12 protein-coding genes are annotated in these 19120 nt (G+C 48.9%); 6 read left to right on the plus strand and 6 right to left on the minus strand.

Annotated elements, in window-relative coordinates; translation table 11 throughout:
* Nucleotides 1–246: 246 nt before the first annotated feature.
* The 6 genes from betI to SG35_RS08650 all read left to right on the plus strand — a co-directional run bounded on the left by betI (nt 247) and on the right by SG35_RS08650 (nt 8400).
* Nucleotides 247–828: a transcriptional regulator BetI gene (betI, locus tag SG35_RS08625; RefSeq protein ID WP_084692450.1), complete on the plus strand. Its 582-nt coding sequence runs from the start codon at nt 247–249 to the stop codon at nt 826–828.
* Entirely contained in the window at nt 828–2291 is a 1464-nt protein-coding gene (gene betB / locus SG35_RS08630) for a betaine-aldehyde dehydrogenase (protein ID WP_044830839.1), read from the plus strand. Before betI ends, betB begins: the two co-directional genes overlap by 1 nt.
* Nucleotides 2292–2298: 7 nt before the next feature.
* Entirely contained in the window at nt 2299–3996 is a 1698-nt protein-coding gene (gene betA, locus SG35_RS08635; protein ID WP_044830942.1) for a choline dehydrogenase, read from the plus strand.
* 268 nt (nt 3997–4264) lie between these two features.
* Complete coding sequence (locus SG35_RS08640; protein WP_044830840.1) at nt 4265–5482, plus strand: choline transporter; 1218 nt, start codon at nt 4265–4267, stop codon at nt 5480–5482.
* Between the two features lie 139 nt (nt 5483–5621).
* On the plus strand, nt 5622–6320 hold the full coding sequence (locus SG35_RS08645) for a TorF family putative porin (protein ID WP_044830841.1): 699 nt from the start codon (nt 5622–5624) through the stop codon (nt 6318–6320).
* Nucleotides 6321–6744: 424 nt separating this feature from the next.
* Nucleotides 6745–8400: a M28 family metallopeptidase gene (locus SG35_RS08650; RefSeq protein ID WP_053042774.1), complete on the plus strand. Its 1656-nt coding sequence runs from the start codon at nt 6745–6747 to the stop codon at nt 8398–8400.
* A gap of 92 nt (nt 8401–8492) precedes the next feature.
* On the opposite strand, the gene SG35_RS08655 is transcribed toward SG35_RS08650, so the two are convergent.
* The 6 genes from SG35_RS08655 to SG35_RS08680 form a co-directional block, all read right to left on the minus strand.
* Nucleotides 8493–11039, minus strand: a complete 2547-nt coding sequence (locus SG35_RS08655) for a penicillin acylase family protein (RefSeq protein ID WP_053042775.1) — start codon at nt 11037–11039, stop codon at nt 8493–8495.
* A 165-nt stretch (nt 11040–11204) separates the two neighbouring features.
* Nucleotides 11205–11594: a DUF2750 domain-containing protein gene (locus SG35_RS08660; protein WP_044830843.1), complete on the minus strand. Its 390-nt coding sequence runs from the start codon at nt 11592–11594 to the stop codon at nt 11205–11207.
* 162 nt (nt 11595–11756) lie between these two features.
* A complete protein-coding gene (locus tag SG35_RS08665; protein ID WP_044830844.1) occupies nt 11757–14195 on the minus strand; it encodes an ABC transporter permease in 2439 nt (812 codons plus the stop codon).
* Between the two features lie 106 nt (nt 14196–14301).
* Nucleotides 14302–16737: an ABC transporter permease gene (locus SG35_RS08670; RefSeq protein WP_044830845.1), complete on the minus strand. Its 2436-nt coding sequence runs from the start codon at nt 16735–16737 to the stop codon at nt 14302–14304.
* 110 nt (nt 16738–16847) lie between these two features.
* Nucleotides 16848–17585: an ABC transporter ATP-binding protein gene (locus tag SG35_RS08675; RefSeq protein ID WP_044830846.1), complete on the minus strand. Its 738-nt coding sequence runs from the start codon at nt 17583–17585 to the stop codon at nt 16848–16850.
* Between the two features lie 88 nt (nt 17586–17673).
* Nucleotides 17674–18933: an efflux RND transporter periplasmic adaptor subunit gene (locus SG35_RS08680; protein ID WP_044830847.1), complete on the minus strand. Its 1260-nt coding sequence runs from the start codon at nt 18931–18933 to the stop codon at nt 17674–17676.
* Nucleotides 18934–19120 lie beyond the last annotated feature (187 nt).

Consider the following 19120-nt stretch of genomic DNA (forward strand, 5'->3'; position numbering starts at 1 on the left):
GATTAATACCGGACAAGGGCTTACTTAGTTTGTCTTGTAATTAATTTGTTTTCCCTTTACCCGGCGTAAAAAACGAAAATAACCGAGATTTTGCCGCTTTATCTGGCATATTCTGCGGGTTTTTTTATCCGGGCTAAAATCCGGGTTAATAAAGATGTCATTTTGTGACAACTTGATAATTCGAACTCAAATGGTTATTATGGCGTTAATTGAACGTTCAATTAATAAGTAAGGCCGGATATCGAAATTCAATCACAACGCAGACTCGAGCTGATAAATGCTACTTTAGAGTCCGTTGCCCTTCATGGTTTGCAGAACAGCACTATCATCACCATCAGTAAGTTAGCAGGTATGTCTTCCGGCATTATCAGCCACTATTTTGGCGGTAAGCAGGGCCTGATCGAAGCCACTATCAAACATTTGCTTGAGCAGTTAAAGCAGGCCTTACTCGAAGGCACACGCGATAAAAACTTAACCGCCACCGAGCGTTTATTTAAAATTGTCGAAGCTAATTTTACTCAATTGCAACGCACCGCATCCGTTTATCAAACCTGGCTCTGTTTTTGGGCACAGGCGATGCACGATCCGGCATTAGCCCGGCTTCAGCACATCAACAGCGCCCGTTTGTACAGTAATTTACGTTACTCTTTTGCCCATCTGCTGCCAAAAGAGCAAGCCACCATAGCCGCCAAACAGACGGCGGCGATGATCGACGGTTTTTGGCTGCGCAGCGCCTTGAGTGTGGAGCCGACGGAAGCATTCTCCCAGGCGGAGCATTTATGCAAATGTTTTATTGAAAACCTATTACAGCAGCACGGAGACAATTAATGTCGTTACCGACGTATCAAAATTTTATTCATGGCCAGTATCTGGCAAACGATAGCGGTGAAACCTTTGCTGTGACCAATCCCGCCACCGGGGAAGTGATCTACCAGGTGGAAGTTGCCGATGAAAAAATACAGCAGGCGGCGATTAAAAGCGCCCGTGAAGGCTTTGCGGCGTGGTCGGCAAAAACGCCGATGGAGCGCAGCCGGATGTTATTAAAAGCAGTGGCGTTATTACGTGAACGTAATGATGAGCTGGCGGCGATTGAAGTGCGTGATACCGGCAAACCCTGGCAGGAAGCGAGTGTTGTTGATGTACTCTCCGGCGCAGATTCTATAGAGTTTTTTGCCGGGTTAGTACCCGGGCTGGAAGGCAATCAGCAGCAGGTCGGCGATGATTTTTATTATACCCGTAAAGAGCCGTTAGGCATTTGTGCCGGTATCGGTGCCTGGAACTACCCGCTGCAAATTGCCTGTTGGAAATCGGCGCCGGCACTTGCCTGCGGCAATGTGATGATTTTCAAACCTTCGGAAGAAACGCCGTTAGGGGCGCTGAAACTGGCGGAAATTTTTGCCGAGGCAGGCATACCGGACGGTGTTTTTAATGTGGTGCTTGGCGATGGCAAGGTAGGCGCCTGGTTGTCCCATCATGAAGAAATAGCCAAAGTTTCTTTTACCGGCGAAGTCGGCACAGGCAAAAAAGTCATGACCGCCGCTGCCGGTAACTTAAAGGAAGTCACCATGGAATTAGGCGGTAAGTCGCCCCTGGTGATTTTTGACGATGCCGATGTCGATAATGCCGTTTCCGCGGCCATGCTGGGTAACTTTTATACCCAGGGGGAAATCTGCACCAACGGCACCCGGGTGTTTGTACAAAAAGCCATTTACCCGGCCTTTATGGAAAAATTACTCAAACGCACCCGGGAAAATATTATTGCCGGCGATCCCATGATGGCGGAAACCAACTTCGGCGCCTTGATCAATAAAGGGCATCAGCAAAAAGTACTCGATTATATCAATATCGGTATCAAGGAAGGGGCGACCCTGGTCTGTGGCGGTAAGGCGCTTAGCCCTGAAAATAGCCCGAACGGTTATTTTGTTGCCCCGACTATTTTTACCGATTGTGTTGATGACATGAGCATTTGCCGTGAAGAAATTTTTGGCCCTGTGATGTCGGTGCTGTGCTTTGACGATGAAGAGGAAGTCATTAAGCGCGCCAATAACACCCAATTAGGCTTAGCTGCAGGTGTCTTTACCCGGGATATCAGCCGCGCGCACCGGGTGATACATCAACTGCAGGCAGGGATCTGCTGGATCAATAACTATGGCGCATCGCCTGCGGAAATGCCGGTCGGTGGTTATAAACAGTCGGGATTAGGCCGGGAAAATGGCCTGGCCACCCTCAACCAATATACCCAGCTGAAAGCGGTATATGTCGGTTTAACGCCTTTAGAGAGCCCTTTTTAACGTGAATATCAGTAAGCAAGAATCTTTCGATTATATTATTGTCGGCGCAGGCTCTGCAGGTTGTGTGCTGGCAAACCGTCTCAGTGAAGACAGCAGCAACAAGGTTTTATTGCTGGAAACCGGCGGCAGCGATAAAAGTATTTTTATCCAGATGCCCACGGCGTTATCGATCCCCATGAATACCAAAAAGTATGCCTGGCAGTTTGAAACCCAGCCCGAACCTCATTTAAATAACCGCCGTATGCATTGCCCGCGCGGCAAGGTGCTGGGGGGCTCGTCTTCCATTAACGGCATGGTGTATGTGCGCGGCCACGCCCGTGATTTTGACGAATGGCAACAGGCAGGCGCCACTGGCTGGGATTACCAGCACTGTCTGCCGTATTTCAAAAAAGCGGAAAGCTGGGCCTTCGGCGGCGATGATTATCGCGGCGACAGCGGGCCGTTGGGGGTTAATAACGGCAATGAAATGGCCAATCCCCTGTATAAGGCCTTTATCAATGCCGGTGTTGATGCCGGTTATATGGATACCAAAGATTTTAACGGCGCCCAGCAGGAAGGTTTCGGCCCCATGCATATGACCATCAAAGATGGTGTGCGTCATTCCACCGCCAATGCTTACCTGCGCCCGGCGATGTCCCGGGATAATTTAACCGTAATCACCCATGCTTTAGTGCATAAGATCTTGCTTGAAGATAAAAAAGCCGTAGGTATACGCTATGAGCGTAAAGGCCAGTTTGTTGAGGTTAACGCCAGGAAAGAGGTGGTATTGTCCGCCGGCCCTATCGGCTCACCCCATATTCTCCAGCTTTCCGGGATCGGGGCAAAAGAGGTACTGGAAAAAGCGGGCATTGAAACCTTGCATGATTTACCCGGTGTCGGTGAAAACCTGCAGGATCATTTAGAGTTCTATTTCCAGTTTAAATGTAAGCAGCCGATTTCACTCAACGGTGAGCTGGACTGGTGGAGCAAACTCAAAATCGGCATACGCTGGATCTTAACCAAAAAAGGTCTGGGTTCTACCAACCATTTCGAGTCTTGCGGTTTTATCCGCTCCAAAGCGGGTGTCGAGTGGCCGGATCTGCAATATCATTTCCTGCCGGCAGCGATGCGTTATGACGGTAAAGAAGCGTTTGCCGGTCATGGCTTCCAGGTACATATAGGTCATAACAAACCTAAAAGCCGCGGTGCGGTTAAAGTGATTTCAAGCGATGCCAAGGCACACCCGGACATTCGTTTTAATTACCTGCAACATGAAGATGACCGCGAAGGCTTTCGCGACTGCGTAAAACTCACCCGGGAAATTATCAATCAACCGGCGTTAGATGAGTTTCGCGGTGAAGAAATCCAGCCGGGCTTAGCGGTACAAAGCGATGAAGAGATCGATGAGTTTGTACGAAATTTCGTCGAAAGTGCCTATCATCCGTCATGTTCGTGTAAAATGGGCACGGATGAGCTTGCCGTGGTGGACCCAGAAACCCGGGTACACGGCATTAAGGGCTTAAGGGTCGTGGATTCGTCTATTTTCCCGACGATCCCTAACGGCAATTTAAATGCCCCGACGATCATGGTGGCAGAGCGCGCCGCCGATATGATTTTACAGCGTGATTTGCTGCCTGCGGCCAATGTTGAAGTGGTGATTGATACCAGCTGGCAACAACAGCAAAGACAGGGTAAAGCGGCCAGAGCAATCAAAACGCAAAAATAAAAAATTCACTTTGCCCCGGTGATGGCCCGATAAGGCCGCCGCCGGGGCATTTGATATAACCTGAGCTATTTTCAGGGTTTACATATAGCATGAAGGGGAAACCCAGAGATTAGTTTTATCATGCGATATATAAGGTCTGACATCGTTAAGGCGGGTAGAAGCGTATTAACGGCTGTAAGAATAGTTCTACCAGTGATTTAATTTAATACGGAGTAGACATGAGTAAGAAAGTTTTTATCTCAAGAGTAAGTAAACCGGGGAGCAGAAAATGACAGCCTGGTTATCCGCAGGGATATTATTTACCTTTGCCGCTATTGCAGTGATCTTAATGCGTTGGGGAAATTTACGTTGTATCGGCGTAACTCCTGTGCGTACTTTTACTTTTATCGCCATTTTATTTACCTCAGGTTTGGATGTCGGACTGATCATGTTCCCGCTCACCGAATTTGCCGGTTATGCCGATCTGGCTACCAGCCCTGAATATGGTTTTACCAACCCGCTGTCGATTGAATTCGGCTTCTGGGCCTTCTTGATCTGGGGCTTTTATTTCCTGACCTGTTTCTATTTTTGTGTGATTGAACCCCGGGTGAAATTCTTTGAAATTCCCGTGGTGAAATTTATCAATAATATCGTGATCATCGGCACCTGTGCCTTTACCGCTTACTTACTGCTGACTAACTTACCCTGGTATATGCCGGAAGTCGGCGACGGTGAAACCATAGTCGGCACTTTCTACCTGATTGTTTTCTTAGCCATCGCCTTTGCGGTTTATTCCAGTACCAGCTTACGTTATGTCCGTATTCTTAGCCTGGCGACAACCTGGTTATTCCTGGGCCTGATTGCCCTGATGTGGGGCGGTGCGTTTTTATCTGAGACCTCCTCCGTTGGTGAATTTGCCAATACCATCGCCTTGTTAGGGGATTATTTTGGCAATATCCATCAGTTTGTTCTGCCGTTAAACGACTACCATGAATTCTACCTGTACTGGTGGTTTGCATGGAGCATCATGATCGGCCAGTTTACCTCGCGTTTTGTTGGCGGCCTGCGTACCTACCAGGTACTGGTGGCTATGTTGGTATTCCCGTCTATTCCGATTGCCATCTGGTTTAGCGTGCTTTATTACTACAGCGCAAATGGTTTGGAAACCGCCGGTTTCTATAATCTGGCGATGGTGATAGTGGGTATTACCTTTGTGATCAACTCGCTTGATTCCCTGATCCGCTTGTATACCGATAACCTGAACCTGACGGTTGCCCGTTTCGGCAAGGTAAAATACTTTATCGGCAACTTTACCGCTTTATGTGTATTAACCCTGCTGTTTAAACTGGACTTCTTGCAAATCCAGTGGGTGGGCGCTGTAGTTATCGGCTTATTCTTTAGCTGTTTCGGTTATATTCTGTGGAAGAAATTTTCCGTGGTTAGTGATATCGCCGCTTCACCAAAAGAAAACACCGTAGACTTCAACAAGATCGAACTGGCAAATTAAGCCGGTCTTGGGCTAAACCTGGCGTCGCTAGTTATCGGCAAATGACGGTAACAAGCGACCACATCGGGTTTAGCCAATCCGAATAATAATAATAAAATTCACCAATAATAATTAATCACTAAGAAATAACGAGAACACGATGAAAAAAAGTTTGTTAGCACTAACAACTGCCGGTTTGCTGGCTGTATCCGGCGCAGCCAATGCTGATTGGTCTGCCACGGTAAACCTTGCTTCTGACTACACCTTTAACGGTGTCAGCCAGACCGATAGTGATCCGGCCTTACAAGCGAGCCTGGACTACAGCCGCGACAACGGTTTTTATGCCGGTACCTGGGCGTCAAATGTCGATTTTGGTGAGGATACCGATACCGAATGGGATTTTTATGTCGGTAAATATTACCAGTTAGATGAGAAATTCTCTCTTGATGCCGGTATTGCCTATTACACCTATCACGGCGCTTCTCACTCGGATGACTACAACTATCCGGAAGCCTATGCCAAATTTGGTTATGCCTCTGAGCTGGGTCAAACAGAAATGAACTTCTGGTACAGCTGGGATTACTTCGGACTGGATGTTGATCACTATATCGCTATGGTCGGCCATACTTTCACGGTAGCCGAAGGCCATGATATCCGCATCAGCTTCGACCGCTCTTTATCTGATGATGAAAACAAATGGTCCTGGGACGGTAAAAACGGCTACAACCACTACCGTTTGGAATACCTGACCAGCTATAAAGGTTTTGACTTTAACTTGGCGCTTGAAGATACCAATATGGATATCGACACAGCTGACAGCCGGGTAGTGTTTTCTGTATCACGTACCTTTGGTTTATAATTCGTTTCATAAATCAAGCTACTAAGCGATAACGGGCAACAGCGTACAGCCAGTCCGTTATCAGATAAAATCCAGCGACTATTCGCTGGATTTTTATTTACAGGAGGTAATGTATGTCATGGTTTCAAGGATGAAAAGGAATGACAATTTACAGGAGGTAATGTATGTCATGGTTTCAAGGATGAAAAGGAATGACAATTTACAGGAGGTAATGTATGTCATGGTTTCAAGGATGAAAAGGAATGACAATTTACAGGAGGTAATGTATGTCATGGTTTCAAGGACGAAAAGGAATGACAATTTACTCTGATGATGATCTCCTTTCATGTTATAGCTGCCTTTGTTTTAGTTGATTAGTTACTGCATTTACGTTTTTTTCTTGTAAGATAAGCCGGTCAATTTTAATAAAAACAATGAATCCTTTATGAAGAAATATGCTTACCTGTTCACGGCATTTTCCGCATGCGCTCTGGCATTAGCGGGCTGCGGTGATAATACCCGTACCGATACACCGTCAGCCACGGCCGCTGACACGGAAAAAAATCATCAAAGTGATGGTATTTCCTTTAACCTGGCTAATGTCCACCGCGACATCAAAACGCTGGCGTCAGATGAATTTGGCGGCCGCGGTCCGTTATCCGAGGGGGAAACCTTAACCACAGGTTATCTGGCAAAAGCTTATCAGCAGGCAGGTCTGGCACCGGGGGCGGGGGAGAGTTATCTGCAGCAGGTGCCGATGGCAAAACTGACGCCGAGTCAGGATATGCTATTGCAGCTGGGGGATTTGCAATTTGTGGCAGGTAAAGATTTTACCGCCCGCACCAAGCAGATAAAACCCCGGATTAATTTAAAGGACTCGGAGCTGGTGTTTGTCGGTTACGGCATCAATGCCCCCGAATACCAGTGGAATGACTATGCCGGTGTCGATGTCAAAGGGAAAACTGTGGTGATGCTGGTTAATGATCCCGGTTTTGCCACCCAGGATGACAAGCTCTTTACCGGCAATGCCATGACCTATTACGGCCGCTGGACCTATAAATATGAAGAAGCCGCCCGGCAGGGGGCCAGTGCGGTATTTATCGTCCATGAAACCGATGCCGCCGGTTATCCCTGGGGGGTTGTGGAAAGTTCAAATACCGGCAGTAAATTTACTCTGGTGGATGATAATAACAATAGCGAAATGTTGCCTGTGATGGGCTGGCTGCAGTTGGCGGCGACCGAACAGTTATTTGCCGGGGCAGGCATGGACTACCAGGCCTTAAAGGCCAAGGCAAAAATGCGCGGCTTTAAAGCTGTGCCGCTGGCGTTACAGGCCAATTTAACCTTAAACAGTAAAATAGAACAGGCGGCCTCGGATAATGTAGTGGCGCTTTTGCCCGGGACCGAACTGGCGGATGAATATGTAGTGATCAGCGCTCACTGGGATCATCTGGGCATCAAGCAAACCCCGAAGGGCCCTAAAATTCATAACGGCGCAGTGGATAATGCCTCCGGCACCGCGGCAACCCTGGAGCTGGCGCGTACCTTAATGGCACGTTCAAAAGTTTCTCCGTTTAAACGCTCCTTGCTGTTTGTTAATTTTACCGCCGAAGAAACCGGTTTGATCGGCTCTGAGTTATTTGCCGCAGGCGGCCTCTACCCGAGCAAACAGCTGGTAGCGGTACTCAATATTGACGGCATGAACCCGTCAGACAGCGTTGATTATATCTTGCAATACGGGCAAGGTATGTCTGAGATGGAGCAGTACTTAAGTGAGGCGGCGAAAGCCCAGGGGCGTAAGGTGAAGATGGATCCCAGGCCGCAGAACGGCCTGTTTTTCCGCTCGGATCATTTCTCCCTGGCTAAAGAGGGTGTGCCCGGTTTGCTCTTTATGAGTTTGGGGGATACCGACCCTGAGTACATCAGCCATAAATACCATAAGGAAGCCGATGATTATTCGCCCGACTGGTCCCTTGGCGGGGTTGAGCAGGACATGGCGTTATTACAAGCTATCGCCTTAAAACTGGCCAATAGCGATCACTGGCCGAAGTGGCTGGCGGACTCAGATTTTAAGAAGCGCCGGGCGCTTGATGGCCGTTAGTGCTTTAAGTTGATTAAACAACTGTGACCAGTTGCACCCGGTATGGATCTTTTCAGTATATGAATAAGAACCGTACCGGGTGTTTTTTATGCCTAGTTCGAAGTTAACTCCCGTTTGTCTATGGTGTTGTTGAGCACTTCCTGGCGGGTAAACAGCAGTGGCCGCAGCGCGGTAAAGTCGGAATAATAACGGGTTTGATCGTCCATATGGGGCGAGTCACTGTCGGAGGATTGTGAAAAGGTCAACAGGCCGCGGGCAGCAGGGCCCGAGTCGGTAAAGCTGACCACAAACATCCAGCTGGAGCCGTAATTGATATGATAACCCTGCTCGCTTAATCCAGACTCCATCGTTTGCCCGGTTTCTACATCCAATACCCGGGGATATTGATGAACGGGGTAGAGGGTGTCATTATCCTTGACCGGGGAAAAGACATTAAAGCCCCCTTCGGCATGGGTACTGCCGGCCCAGGGAAAACGCAGGCCGCTGGCATAAGCCCCCTCACTGTCAATGATGGTTTTTTCACTAAATTGTATATTGCCGAGCGTGGCATTATGGTCCAAACCGGACTGGTTGATATTGGCCACCGCGGCGGCAAAAGCCTGCAATACGCTGGGATCGCTCGCCAGGGTATTAGGCGTGTTTAGGGGGTCGCTGACATTAAATGCCAGGCTAAAATGCTGCTCCTGATCAAACTTAAAGGCAAACTCTTTAAAAATATGGCCGGACTGGCTGTCCCGGCTCATCACGCCATTGAAGTTTGACAAGGCATTACAGGCAGGTTCGATATTCACTTCCAGGCCATTTTCCAGGGTGACCGGCTCACTGCCGTGTGCCTGGCACTGGTTGATTAAATCGCTCAATACCTGCTCTGCCAAATAACCGCGGTTGCCGAGCAGGGCGTTTTCGACTTCGTCGGCGCTAAACAAACCGTCTTCACCGGCGCTGTCGCTTAGCAAGGTTAACCCCATGCGGGTTCTTAACGACAAGGGCACAAGATCATCGCCATAGAGAATGGAATATCCGGACATAGGCTCGTTTAAGTTGGTGGCCCAGTAGCTGTCGTTGGAGTTTTGCACATAATCGGCGCGCAATAATTTCGGGGCCTGCTGGTAGGTGTTTAAGCCGTCGGGTTCAAACAAGCTGGTATTGCCGGGTAAAATATCAAAATCGAGTGCGTCCCGGGTGGCGACCAGTTGCGGATCGGTGCGCATCAGGGCCAGGGCGTCATCGCTTAAATTCAGCACCCGGGTTTTGTCGATATAAAAGGCGTTGCCGGCATCGTCGGCGTACATGGTATTGACCCAGGGAATACCGTCATAATCCCGGTAAGCCTGTTGAAACTCTTCCAAATTGCCGGCTAAATTGATGGCCAGCCAGTGATCGATTAAATCGGTATTTTCTTCGGCGGCATCTCTTAAGGTGAAGGCGCTGGACTCGGACCAGGGCAATAAATTCATCTGTGGCGGGGTCTCGACCATTAAACCGTGGTGACTATAGTAATAGTCTTTGGCCAAAGTGATGGACTCTTCGCCGCTTTTTACTTCAATCTGGAAAGTTTGTTTGCTTATTTCCCGGCTTTGTTCATCAAACTGGTATTGCAGCGGGTTGTCCTCACTCAGGCTTAACTGGTACAGGACAAATCGTCTCGATTTAGAAACGGTATGGGTCCAGGCGATATGCTGGTTAAAGCCGATATTGATGACGCCGGGCAGCCCCTGCAGGCTGCCGCCCATCACGTCCAGTACCCCGGGGATGGTGAGGTGCGATTGCCAGAACCTTAAATGACCGGTATAGGGAAAATGGGGATTAGCCAGTACTAAACCCCGGCCGTTTTCGGTGTTGTCTTTGCCCAGGCCCCAACCGTTGGAGCCGAGATTGTCATGCCGCTGGTTTGGCGGGGTAAAGCTGTCCGCCTGGTGGCGGATGTTTTGCCGCAAACCGGCAATGAAGCTGGTGTTATTTATAGTCTTATCCTGCGCTTTGGCGAGATTGTCACTCTTCGCGGCATAGGGCTGGAAACTATTGTCGTCACCAGGTGCGGCAAAAAACGCCAGCTCCATAAATTCTTCGCCGCTGGCCAGTTGTGAAGTGGCAAAAATATAGGCGGTTAACTCTTGCGGGGTAATAGGCTTAACCCAGCTTTGCCCGGCGCAGGCGGGAGCCAGGTTCTCTACGCCGGTTTCTGCCAGGTAGCGGTTATAACCTGAGGTATAACCTTCAAGCAGGGCCCGGGAATTTTCACTTAAAGCGGGGTAATGTTCGTTTGCCGAGGCCATGACCTTTAACGCCAGATAGCCAAAATCTGAAATCAGGTGGGCGGAGTCGCCGGAATTTTCAACCTCGTCCGGACCAAAGTATTTGGCCCTTTCGCTGCGTACTTTGACGATTTGATCGGCTAAAATGCAGATATTGTCCCGGGCATAGGCAAACCCCGAGCCATAACCTAAGCTTTGCAGGTTATCGGCGGTAATATGGGGCACACCATAATCTGTCCAGCGGATTTCGGCGCTGAGCTCTCCGTCGGGGGCAAAGGCGACTAAGGTTTTTTCTGAATCGGTATTATCGTTATCCTCACCGCCGCAGCCACCGAGCAATAGGACGAATGACATTGCCAACAGGGTTTTATTGGTAGTACCCACAACATATCCTTGTTTTTTATATTAAAAGAAAAGATTTACTCCATGAGTTAGCACTATACCTTTCTTTGAAAGTGATGTAATGGAAAATTATGTAGGAGAAGGTGAGACAAGGTTAAAAAGTGTTTAACCTTGTCAGCTATTGTTTATCAAGGTGAGGCTGGGGAGTTACTTTTTCTTGAGCCTGTGTTTTAATTCCGACTCCAGTTCATAGGGATAAATGACCAGGCCTTCTTCTGCCTGGTTGGGAAACACCACTACCGCCAGTTCATCTTCTTCCAGGCCCGGACTCCAGTGACTGAGCCATTTGTCCAGGGTGATGGCCTGTGCCTGACAATCTTGCCATTCATTGGTGGCCCAGCTTTGAGCAAATTCCTGATTGGGCCAGACGGGAACGCAGTCTTCATCTTCGGAGTTTAACATCACACAACCGTGTTCATCGGTGAGGATCCAAATTTCCTGGTTGGTGATTGCCTGTTTCAGTAAATAGTTAAAGCGCTGTTGTTCATCATATTGCTCTATGGCATTCATTTCTTGCTCGGTTAAGGGGGTGGACATGTGATTCTCCGAAATAGGGATGGCTTGGCATAAAGCAAAGGAGGCATTTTAGCTTTAAGCGGTTACTTTGTCATGCCCGGATTTATCCTTGTACTGTGAGTTTACGTTTATCCCCGGCCTTTAAGGGCTGCTAAAAGGCCGGTTATTTTATTTGAACAAGGTTTACTGACTTGTTTTTAAGGACAGAGCCACAGCCTGGTTGAGATAGCGGCGCAAGGGGAAATAACAGGCACAGCAGGAAATGATGGCAATTAACCCTAAAGTTGCTATCAATAACGGCAATAACTGCCAGCCGATATAAGGGGTTAGAAACTCGCTAAAAGTGAGCACCAAGAGCAATAAGCTGATAAGACCGGTTAGTATCCCCAACAAGATCGAAAAAGCATTGTCTTTGAAGATCAGCCAAATAATATCTTTACGCTTAGCGCCTACGGCTAAGCGGGTGCCGATTTCCAGGCGGCGCATTTGTGTGCCGAAGCTGATAATGCCATAGAGTCCTATAGCGGCTAACAGCAAGGTGAGCAGGGATAATGCCCCCGAGGTGACGGCCGTGGTGTATTGGCTAAAGAGCCGGGACTGGCGCCGTTCATTTAAGGTGCTCAGGCTAAAGAGTTTAAATCGGCCATTGACCTGGCCGAGTAGCGAAACCAGTTGTTCGCGTGTTAGCGCCTGGCCCGGCAGATGCTTTATCAGCATCATATTTCTTTCTTGTGATGCAGGAAAATAAAAGCGCGGCGGGATTTTGTTTTTCCCCGGCAGTTTGATGCCCTTGACGACCCCTATGATGGCGTTGCCGTTTAAGGTTAATCCCAGGGCACTGCTATCGGGGGCTAATTGCCTGGCGAAAACATCATTGACTATGATGACGTCATTGTCGTCTTTAATGTCGGCGGCGCTGAAATCATTGCCTTCGATTAACGGCTGATTGATCAGGCTAAAGTATTCATGGTCTATGTCTTTTGCCTTGACGGAATAACGTTCATTGCTGATGTCGGCGGTTAATGCCCGGGTGGTAAACGCCATGGGGGCAAGGGCCTGACTGACGGCCTCTACCTGGGGTAAGGCCAGGAGCTGGCGGCGTACTGTCTGTAGTTGGTTTGCCCGCTCTGCTGCTTTATCGCTGGCGGGAAGTGCCAGTACCATAAAGGTGATATTGTCGGTGTCAAAGCCGCCGTCCCGGTTAATGGTATCCAGAGATTTCTTAAATAATACCAGGCATGCCAGCACTAAGCTGGTCACTATAGTGATCTGTATAATAATCAAGGCGTTGCGTATTTTCCCGGGCACCTGTACGCCGGTGCCTTTGCCGCTGGTGTGCAAACGGGTATTTAATTGCCGGTAATTGAGCATTTGCGCACTGACCCGGGCAAAGAACCAGGCCAGGCTGATACTCAGCAGCAGGGCCGAACCCAGGGTGAAGGCATTGATTGCCAGTTCATCTACCCGGGGGAAAATGTGATTAAGTGTTTGCTGTAAGAGGGCGAAACCGAATGTTGCCGCCACAAGGGCGAGTACCATGGCCATCAGCATTAATAAGCCGGTTTGTATCAGTAAAACGGCAAATATCTGGCTTTTTGAAGCGCCGATGGCAGCGTGAATGGCCAGGTTATGCTGCTGCTCGGCGGTGCGGGAAATAAACAAATTGGTGATGTTAGTGGTGGCGATAAGGACCAGGGCGATAAGCCCCGCCAGCAATAAATAGATGCTTTGCTCGCTGCCGCCCAGGATCACAGATTTTAGTGAATGCAGCTTGATCTTGATGCCCCAGCCGTTAAAAAAGGCAAATCCGGCGACATTTTCCTGCCAGTTGCTGTTGATCAGGCCGGTCAGGGCCTGACTGACCTGGCCGGGATTTTTACCTGCGGGTAATTTCGCCAGCACGTTTAGCAGGCCGTCGTCATTGCCCCATTTTTTTCGCTCGGCTTCACTGATGGAATTAAAATCCCAGGGAAGCAAAACCTGGCTTTTCATGCCGGTATCGAGCAATTCCGGTTCCTGAAAACCTTTGCTTAATACGCCGACAATGCGGTAGCTGGTGCCGGAAAAAGTTACTTTTTTATCGAGAATATCCGGCGACAGGGAAAATTCCTTTTGCCAGGTATCATAGCTCAGCACGGCTACCGGGTGATATTGATTCACGGCTTCCGTTTGTTCAAAGCCCCGGCCAAGCGCCATTTCGGCATCCAGCAAGTTGAACCACTCGGGGGTGACATAGGCTTGTGACAGGGTCGGGTGCTTTGGGCTGGAGATCAGCACATCGGCATCATAATAAATAAGCGCTGCCTGGCTAAAGGTTTGCTGCGCGCGGTAAAAATGCATCAGGTTGGGGTAGGTAAAGGCCCGGCCGTCAATCTGACCGTCTTTATCGATCAGTTGATGTTCCAGGGTATAGAGCTGTTCCTGCTGTGGGTAGGGCAGGGGTTTGAGGAGCATGACATAAGCCAGGGTTAATACCGTTAACAGCGCGCCTAAGGTGAGCCCTAAGGTAGTGACCACACCCGAGACAAAGGCGGGCTTGCTTTGTAAACTGCCCCAGGCCTGTTTTACCAGGTAGGGAAATTGGTGTATCAGTAGCAGGCTTGCCGGACGGAAGTTATTCAATGATTTTTCCCCTGGAAAACTTGTTTTCTTTGTTTCTTACTATTTTTGATAATAAATAAATCCGGCAGCAGCACCCGGGAGTTCCGGGTGCTGCTATTTTCCGGGATTATTCACTGCCCCTGAGGGAGTGTATTGCCGGACGGTTGATAAGCTGACGCAGTGGCCAGTAGCAGGCAAACCAGCTAATGATGGCGATTAAGCTTAAGGTCAGGGCAAAAACCGGGATTAACTGTACTTGAAGGTAAGTCTCCAGTTCCTCGGGAAAACCAAGATACAACGCCAGCAATAAAATCATGCCGGTGATAATGCCGGTGACTAATGCCAGGGAGTTATCTTTGATTATCATGAAAATCAGGGCTTTGCGTTTGGCACCTATGGCTAAGCGGGTGCCTATTTCAAAGCGGCGCATTTGCGTGCCATAACTTAAAATGCCGTACAGTCCGATGGCTGCCAGGAAAAAGGTCAGCAGGGCCAATATGGCACTGGTGATTGCTGTGGTGTACTGGGTGAACAGCAAGTTATCCCGGCGATCATCAAGGGAGGAAAGTTCAAACAGGCTATATTGGCTGGTGACCCCGGCGATAATTTCGGCTGCCTGTTGGCGTGAAATGCTCTGCCCCGGTTTAAGTTTCAGCATTAAGCGCGTACCGCGAAGGTGCGCGGCGGGGTAGGCGCGCATAGGTCTTTCGCTCCTGCCGGGTATGGTCATGCCTTTTACGACCCCGATAATAACGGATGCCGGATCGTCGGGGCTGCCAAACGTGATTTGCATACCCAGCGGGCTTTCATCTCCGGCCAGGTGTCTGGCATAGACATCATTGACCAGCATCACATCAACCTCATTGCTAATTTCTGTGTCGGTAAAAATACGGCCTTCGACCAGGGGCTGGTTAATAAGGTCGAAGTAGTTGTTATCAACCGGTTTGGTCTCTACCACCAGGCGTTCATTGGTTGAGACCACTACCTGGGCCCAAATGCCAAAACCGCTAAGGGGGGAAGCTGACTGGCTGATGGCTTCAACCTGCGGCAGTTGTGCTAATTTTGTCTTGAGCTCCTGCATGATCACCTTACGTTCTTCCCTGGATGGCGGTGTGCTTGTCGCCCCTGCCAGCACTAAGCTGGTGATATTGTTGGTTTCAAACCCTATGGGTTTGTCTATGGTATCAACGGCATCTTTAAACAAGCTGATATTGACAAAAACCAGGGCGGTGACTATCGCTACCTGGCTGATAATCAGTAACTGGCGAACTTTGTGCGATACCTGGATGCCGCTGCCTTTGCCGCTTGATTGCAGGGTGGAATTTAACGCCCGGTAATTGATCATATTGGCGCTTAATTTGGCAAAGAACAATGCCAGGACCAAGGTGATGGCAAGGGCGCAAAGCAAGGTAAAGCCGTTGAGGCTGAGTTCGTCAACCCTTGGCAGACGTTGTGCCAGGAAATGTTGCATGATCTCAAAGCCGCCAAGGGCAATGACCAGGGCGATGATAATCGACAGCGCCATCAATAAACCCGACTCGGCAAATAACCCCTTAAATAACTGCTTTTTGCTTGCCCCTATGGCGGCATGAATCGCCAGTTGTCTTTGTTGCTCGGCGGTACGGGACATGAATAAATTGGCAATATTGGCACAGGCGATAAGTACTAAGCCGATAACCCCCGCCAGTAACATGTACACGGTATCCCGGTTATCCCCCAGGATCACCGACTGTAAGCTGGTGATCTCACTGGTCAGGCTCCAGCCCTTGAAAAAATCCATACCGGCGACATTTTCCTGCCAGACATCATTCATTAACGGCGTGAGTATTTGTTTTGCCTGGCTCAGGCTATGTTTGTCATTGAGTTTACCGATAAACAACTGAGTATCGTTGATATTACTCCAGGATTTGCGCAGGTTTTCCGGGGCTTCGTTAAAATCCCAGGGCATAAATACCTGGCTGTTGAGGCCGGTAGTAAAGATTTGCGGTTCGATAAAGTCTTCGCTTAAGACCCCGATAATGCTGAAGCTGGTGCCTGAAAAGCTGACTTTTTGCGATAAAATATCGGCATCGCCGGAAAATTCCTCTTGCCAGGTGCGGTAGCTCAATATCGCCACCGGGTTGTTGGTGTTCAGGGCTTCGCTGTCTTCAAAGGTGCGACCCAGTGCCATTTCAACCCCGAGCAGGTTAAACCACTCAGGGGTTATAAAGGCGGTTTTCATGGTCGGTTGTGCGGGGGAGCTGGTGAGGACATCTTCACCAAAATAGAGCAGGGCGCTTTCATCAAAAATGGTTTGTTTTTGATATAAATGCATTAAACTCGGGTAGGTAAAAGCCTTGCCGACGCCTTCTTTATTGGCATCGACAAACTCTGAATCGACCCGGTATAAGCGTTCCTGATCCGGGTAGGGCAGAGGTTTAGCTATCAGTACATAAGCCAAAGTTAATATACATAACAGCGCCCCCAGGGTGATGCCCATAGTGGTGATAACCGTGCCGACAAAGCCGGGCTTTTTGCGCAAACTGGCCCAGGCCTGTTTTTGCCGATAATACAATAAACTCATACAGCCTCCTTGTTATCAGGCGCAGGCACTGGCCGTGATTAACATACAGATGTCGGGTGATTTCAGTTGAGTATCAATGGATGCCATCATATTGGCGTAGAAGAGTTCCCTCATACCGCCTCTTTGATGCTCGCTCCCGGTACAGGCGTGGTTAAAATACTGCCGTCGAGTAACTTCAGTTGAATGTCGGCCATATTGGCGTAACGGGGATCATGGGTCACCATGCAGATGGTGGTGCCGTTTTTATTTAACTGCTCCAGGGTATCCATGACCTGGTCGCCGCTTTTGGAATCAAGGTTACCGGTAGGCTCATCCACCAGTAAAATTGCCGGTTTGGCCACCAATGCCCTGGCGATGGCGATACGCTGTTGTTGCCCCCCGGATAGCTGGTTGGGTTTATGGCCGGTTCTGTGGGTCATGTCCACGGCTTGCAGGCATTCATTCACCCGCTCGGTGATGGCCTGTTCAGACATTTTTTCGCTGCTGTATCGTAGCGGCAGGGCGACATTATCAAAAACTGATAATTCATCTATTAGGTTAAACGACTGGAAAATAAAGCCTATTTTGGCATTTCGGATCTCTGCCGCCTGATCTAAAGACAGCTCGGTGACATTTACGCCTTCTATGGTATATTCGCCGCCGCTTGGCATGTCCAGCAAACCCAGAATGGAGAGCAGGGTTGACTTACCGCAACCGGAAGGGCCGGAAATAGAAACATAATCACCGGCGTAAATGGTCAGGTCGATGTTTTTCAGGGCATGGGTTTCAAGCTCATCGGTTTCAAAAACTTTGGCTATGCCGCGCATTTGTATTTTTATCTCTTTATTGTTTTCTAAAGTACTGGTCATCGCAAATGTCTTCCTCTGCTCATTCTGCTTGTTATTATGCCGGCAAAAAATGCCGGCGTTATCTTGTTAGGGTATGTCAAGTTATGGGTTAAGATTTAATGCTTAGGGCATCGGTGCTCTTGGACAAGTTGGATAAATCCGAGACGATAAACTGTTCACCGGCTTTGGCACCTGAAAGGATCTGAATAAAACGCCCAGCCTGGTGGCCAAAGGTTACCGCCTGTAACTGGGCGTTTTCCTGCTGCTGGTCTAAGCGGTATAACTTGCCGATATTGTTGGCTTTAACATTGGCCGGCCTTTTTATATAGGTGGCGTTCTTTAAGGTATCGGCAACGATCACGCCGTCAACTTTCAGTTGCGGGCGGGCACTGGCAGGCAAGTCTGCCGGCAGGGCAATTTCGATATTTACGGTATTGTTTTCCACTATCGGGTCTATGCGGGCGACTGTGCCGTTGATCTTGTCCCTGCGGGTATCTATGATGGCGCTCTGGCCGACAACAATTTGCTGTGCCTGGCTTTGCGGCACCCGGATTAAGGCAATTAAGTCTGTCACTGAACCTATCAGGGCGATTTCCTGGCCTGCATCCAGGCTTTGTCCCAGCTCTACCGATAAACGTTGTAATACCCCGTCAAAACCTGCTTTAACTTCAAGGCGTGCCAGGCGGTCGCGGGCGATGTTAAGTTGTCCCTGCTGTTGCTTGACCCGCTCCTGCTCGATGTTAATGGCTTCCTGGTGTACCAGGCGTAATTGTTCGTTGCGCTCGGTGGCAATGGCCATACGTTTTTTTAACTGCTGCTCGTTAAGTTGTGATTCCTGGAAGGTCAGTTGTGAAACTATGCCTTGTTTTACCAGTTTTTCTTCTGCCTGACGCTTTAAGGTTGCGGCTTCATAAAGGGCGGTGATCTCTGCCAGCGAGGCCGCTTCATTCAGGCGTTCACGCTGATTGGTCAGTTTGAGCTGTCTCAGGTTTGCCTGGATTTGGTTCAGCTCCTGTTCGGCATTTTCGACTTCTTGAATCAATTCCGGGTTTTCCAGGCGTACGATGACGCTGTCGGCTGAAACACGTGCGCCGGGTTTTAATACGATTTCTTTTACCGTCGCCCGGGTTAATGTGGTGATCAATTGCTGCTTATCCGAGGTTAAATTACCATATCCTTCGATAAGTACTTCCAGATCCCCTTGTTGAACCTGTTCAACCAGAATGTCGTTGCGCAATACCGAGACCGAACTTCTTGATTGCTTGGCCCAAACAGCCAACAGCACCAGTAGTCCAAAAAGGCCGGCAGCCAAGATGTATTTGTTTTTATAAAAAGGAGTTGTCTTTTTCTTTATTTTTATAGTGTCCATAGAAACGTATGCTTATCCTGTTTTTGATAATCATAGGGTAGCTAGTTCCGTGCCAAAATTAATTGTTGTTTTATATCAGTTGTTTATATGTTTTCTGGTGTTTTGTGTCAGGCATTTGGTCCGATATCGGACCGTTCTGGGTCCGGTATCGAAAATGAATGCGGAAAAGGAAAAAATCGGGGGAAAG

Source organism: Thalassomonas actiniarum, from assembly GCF_000948975.2.
GTDB lineage: Bacteria > Pseudomonadota > Gammaproteobacteria > Enterobacterales > Alteromonadaceae > Thalassomonas > Thalassomonas actiniarum.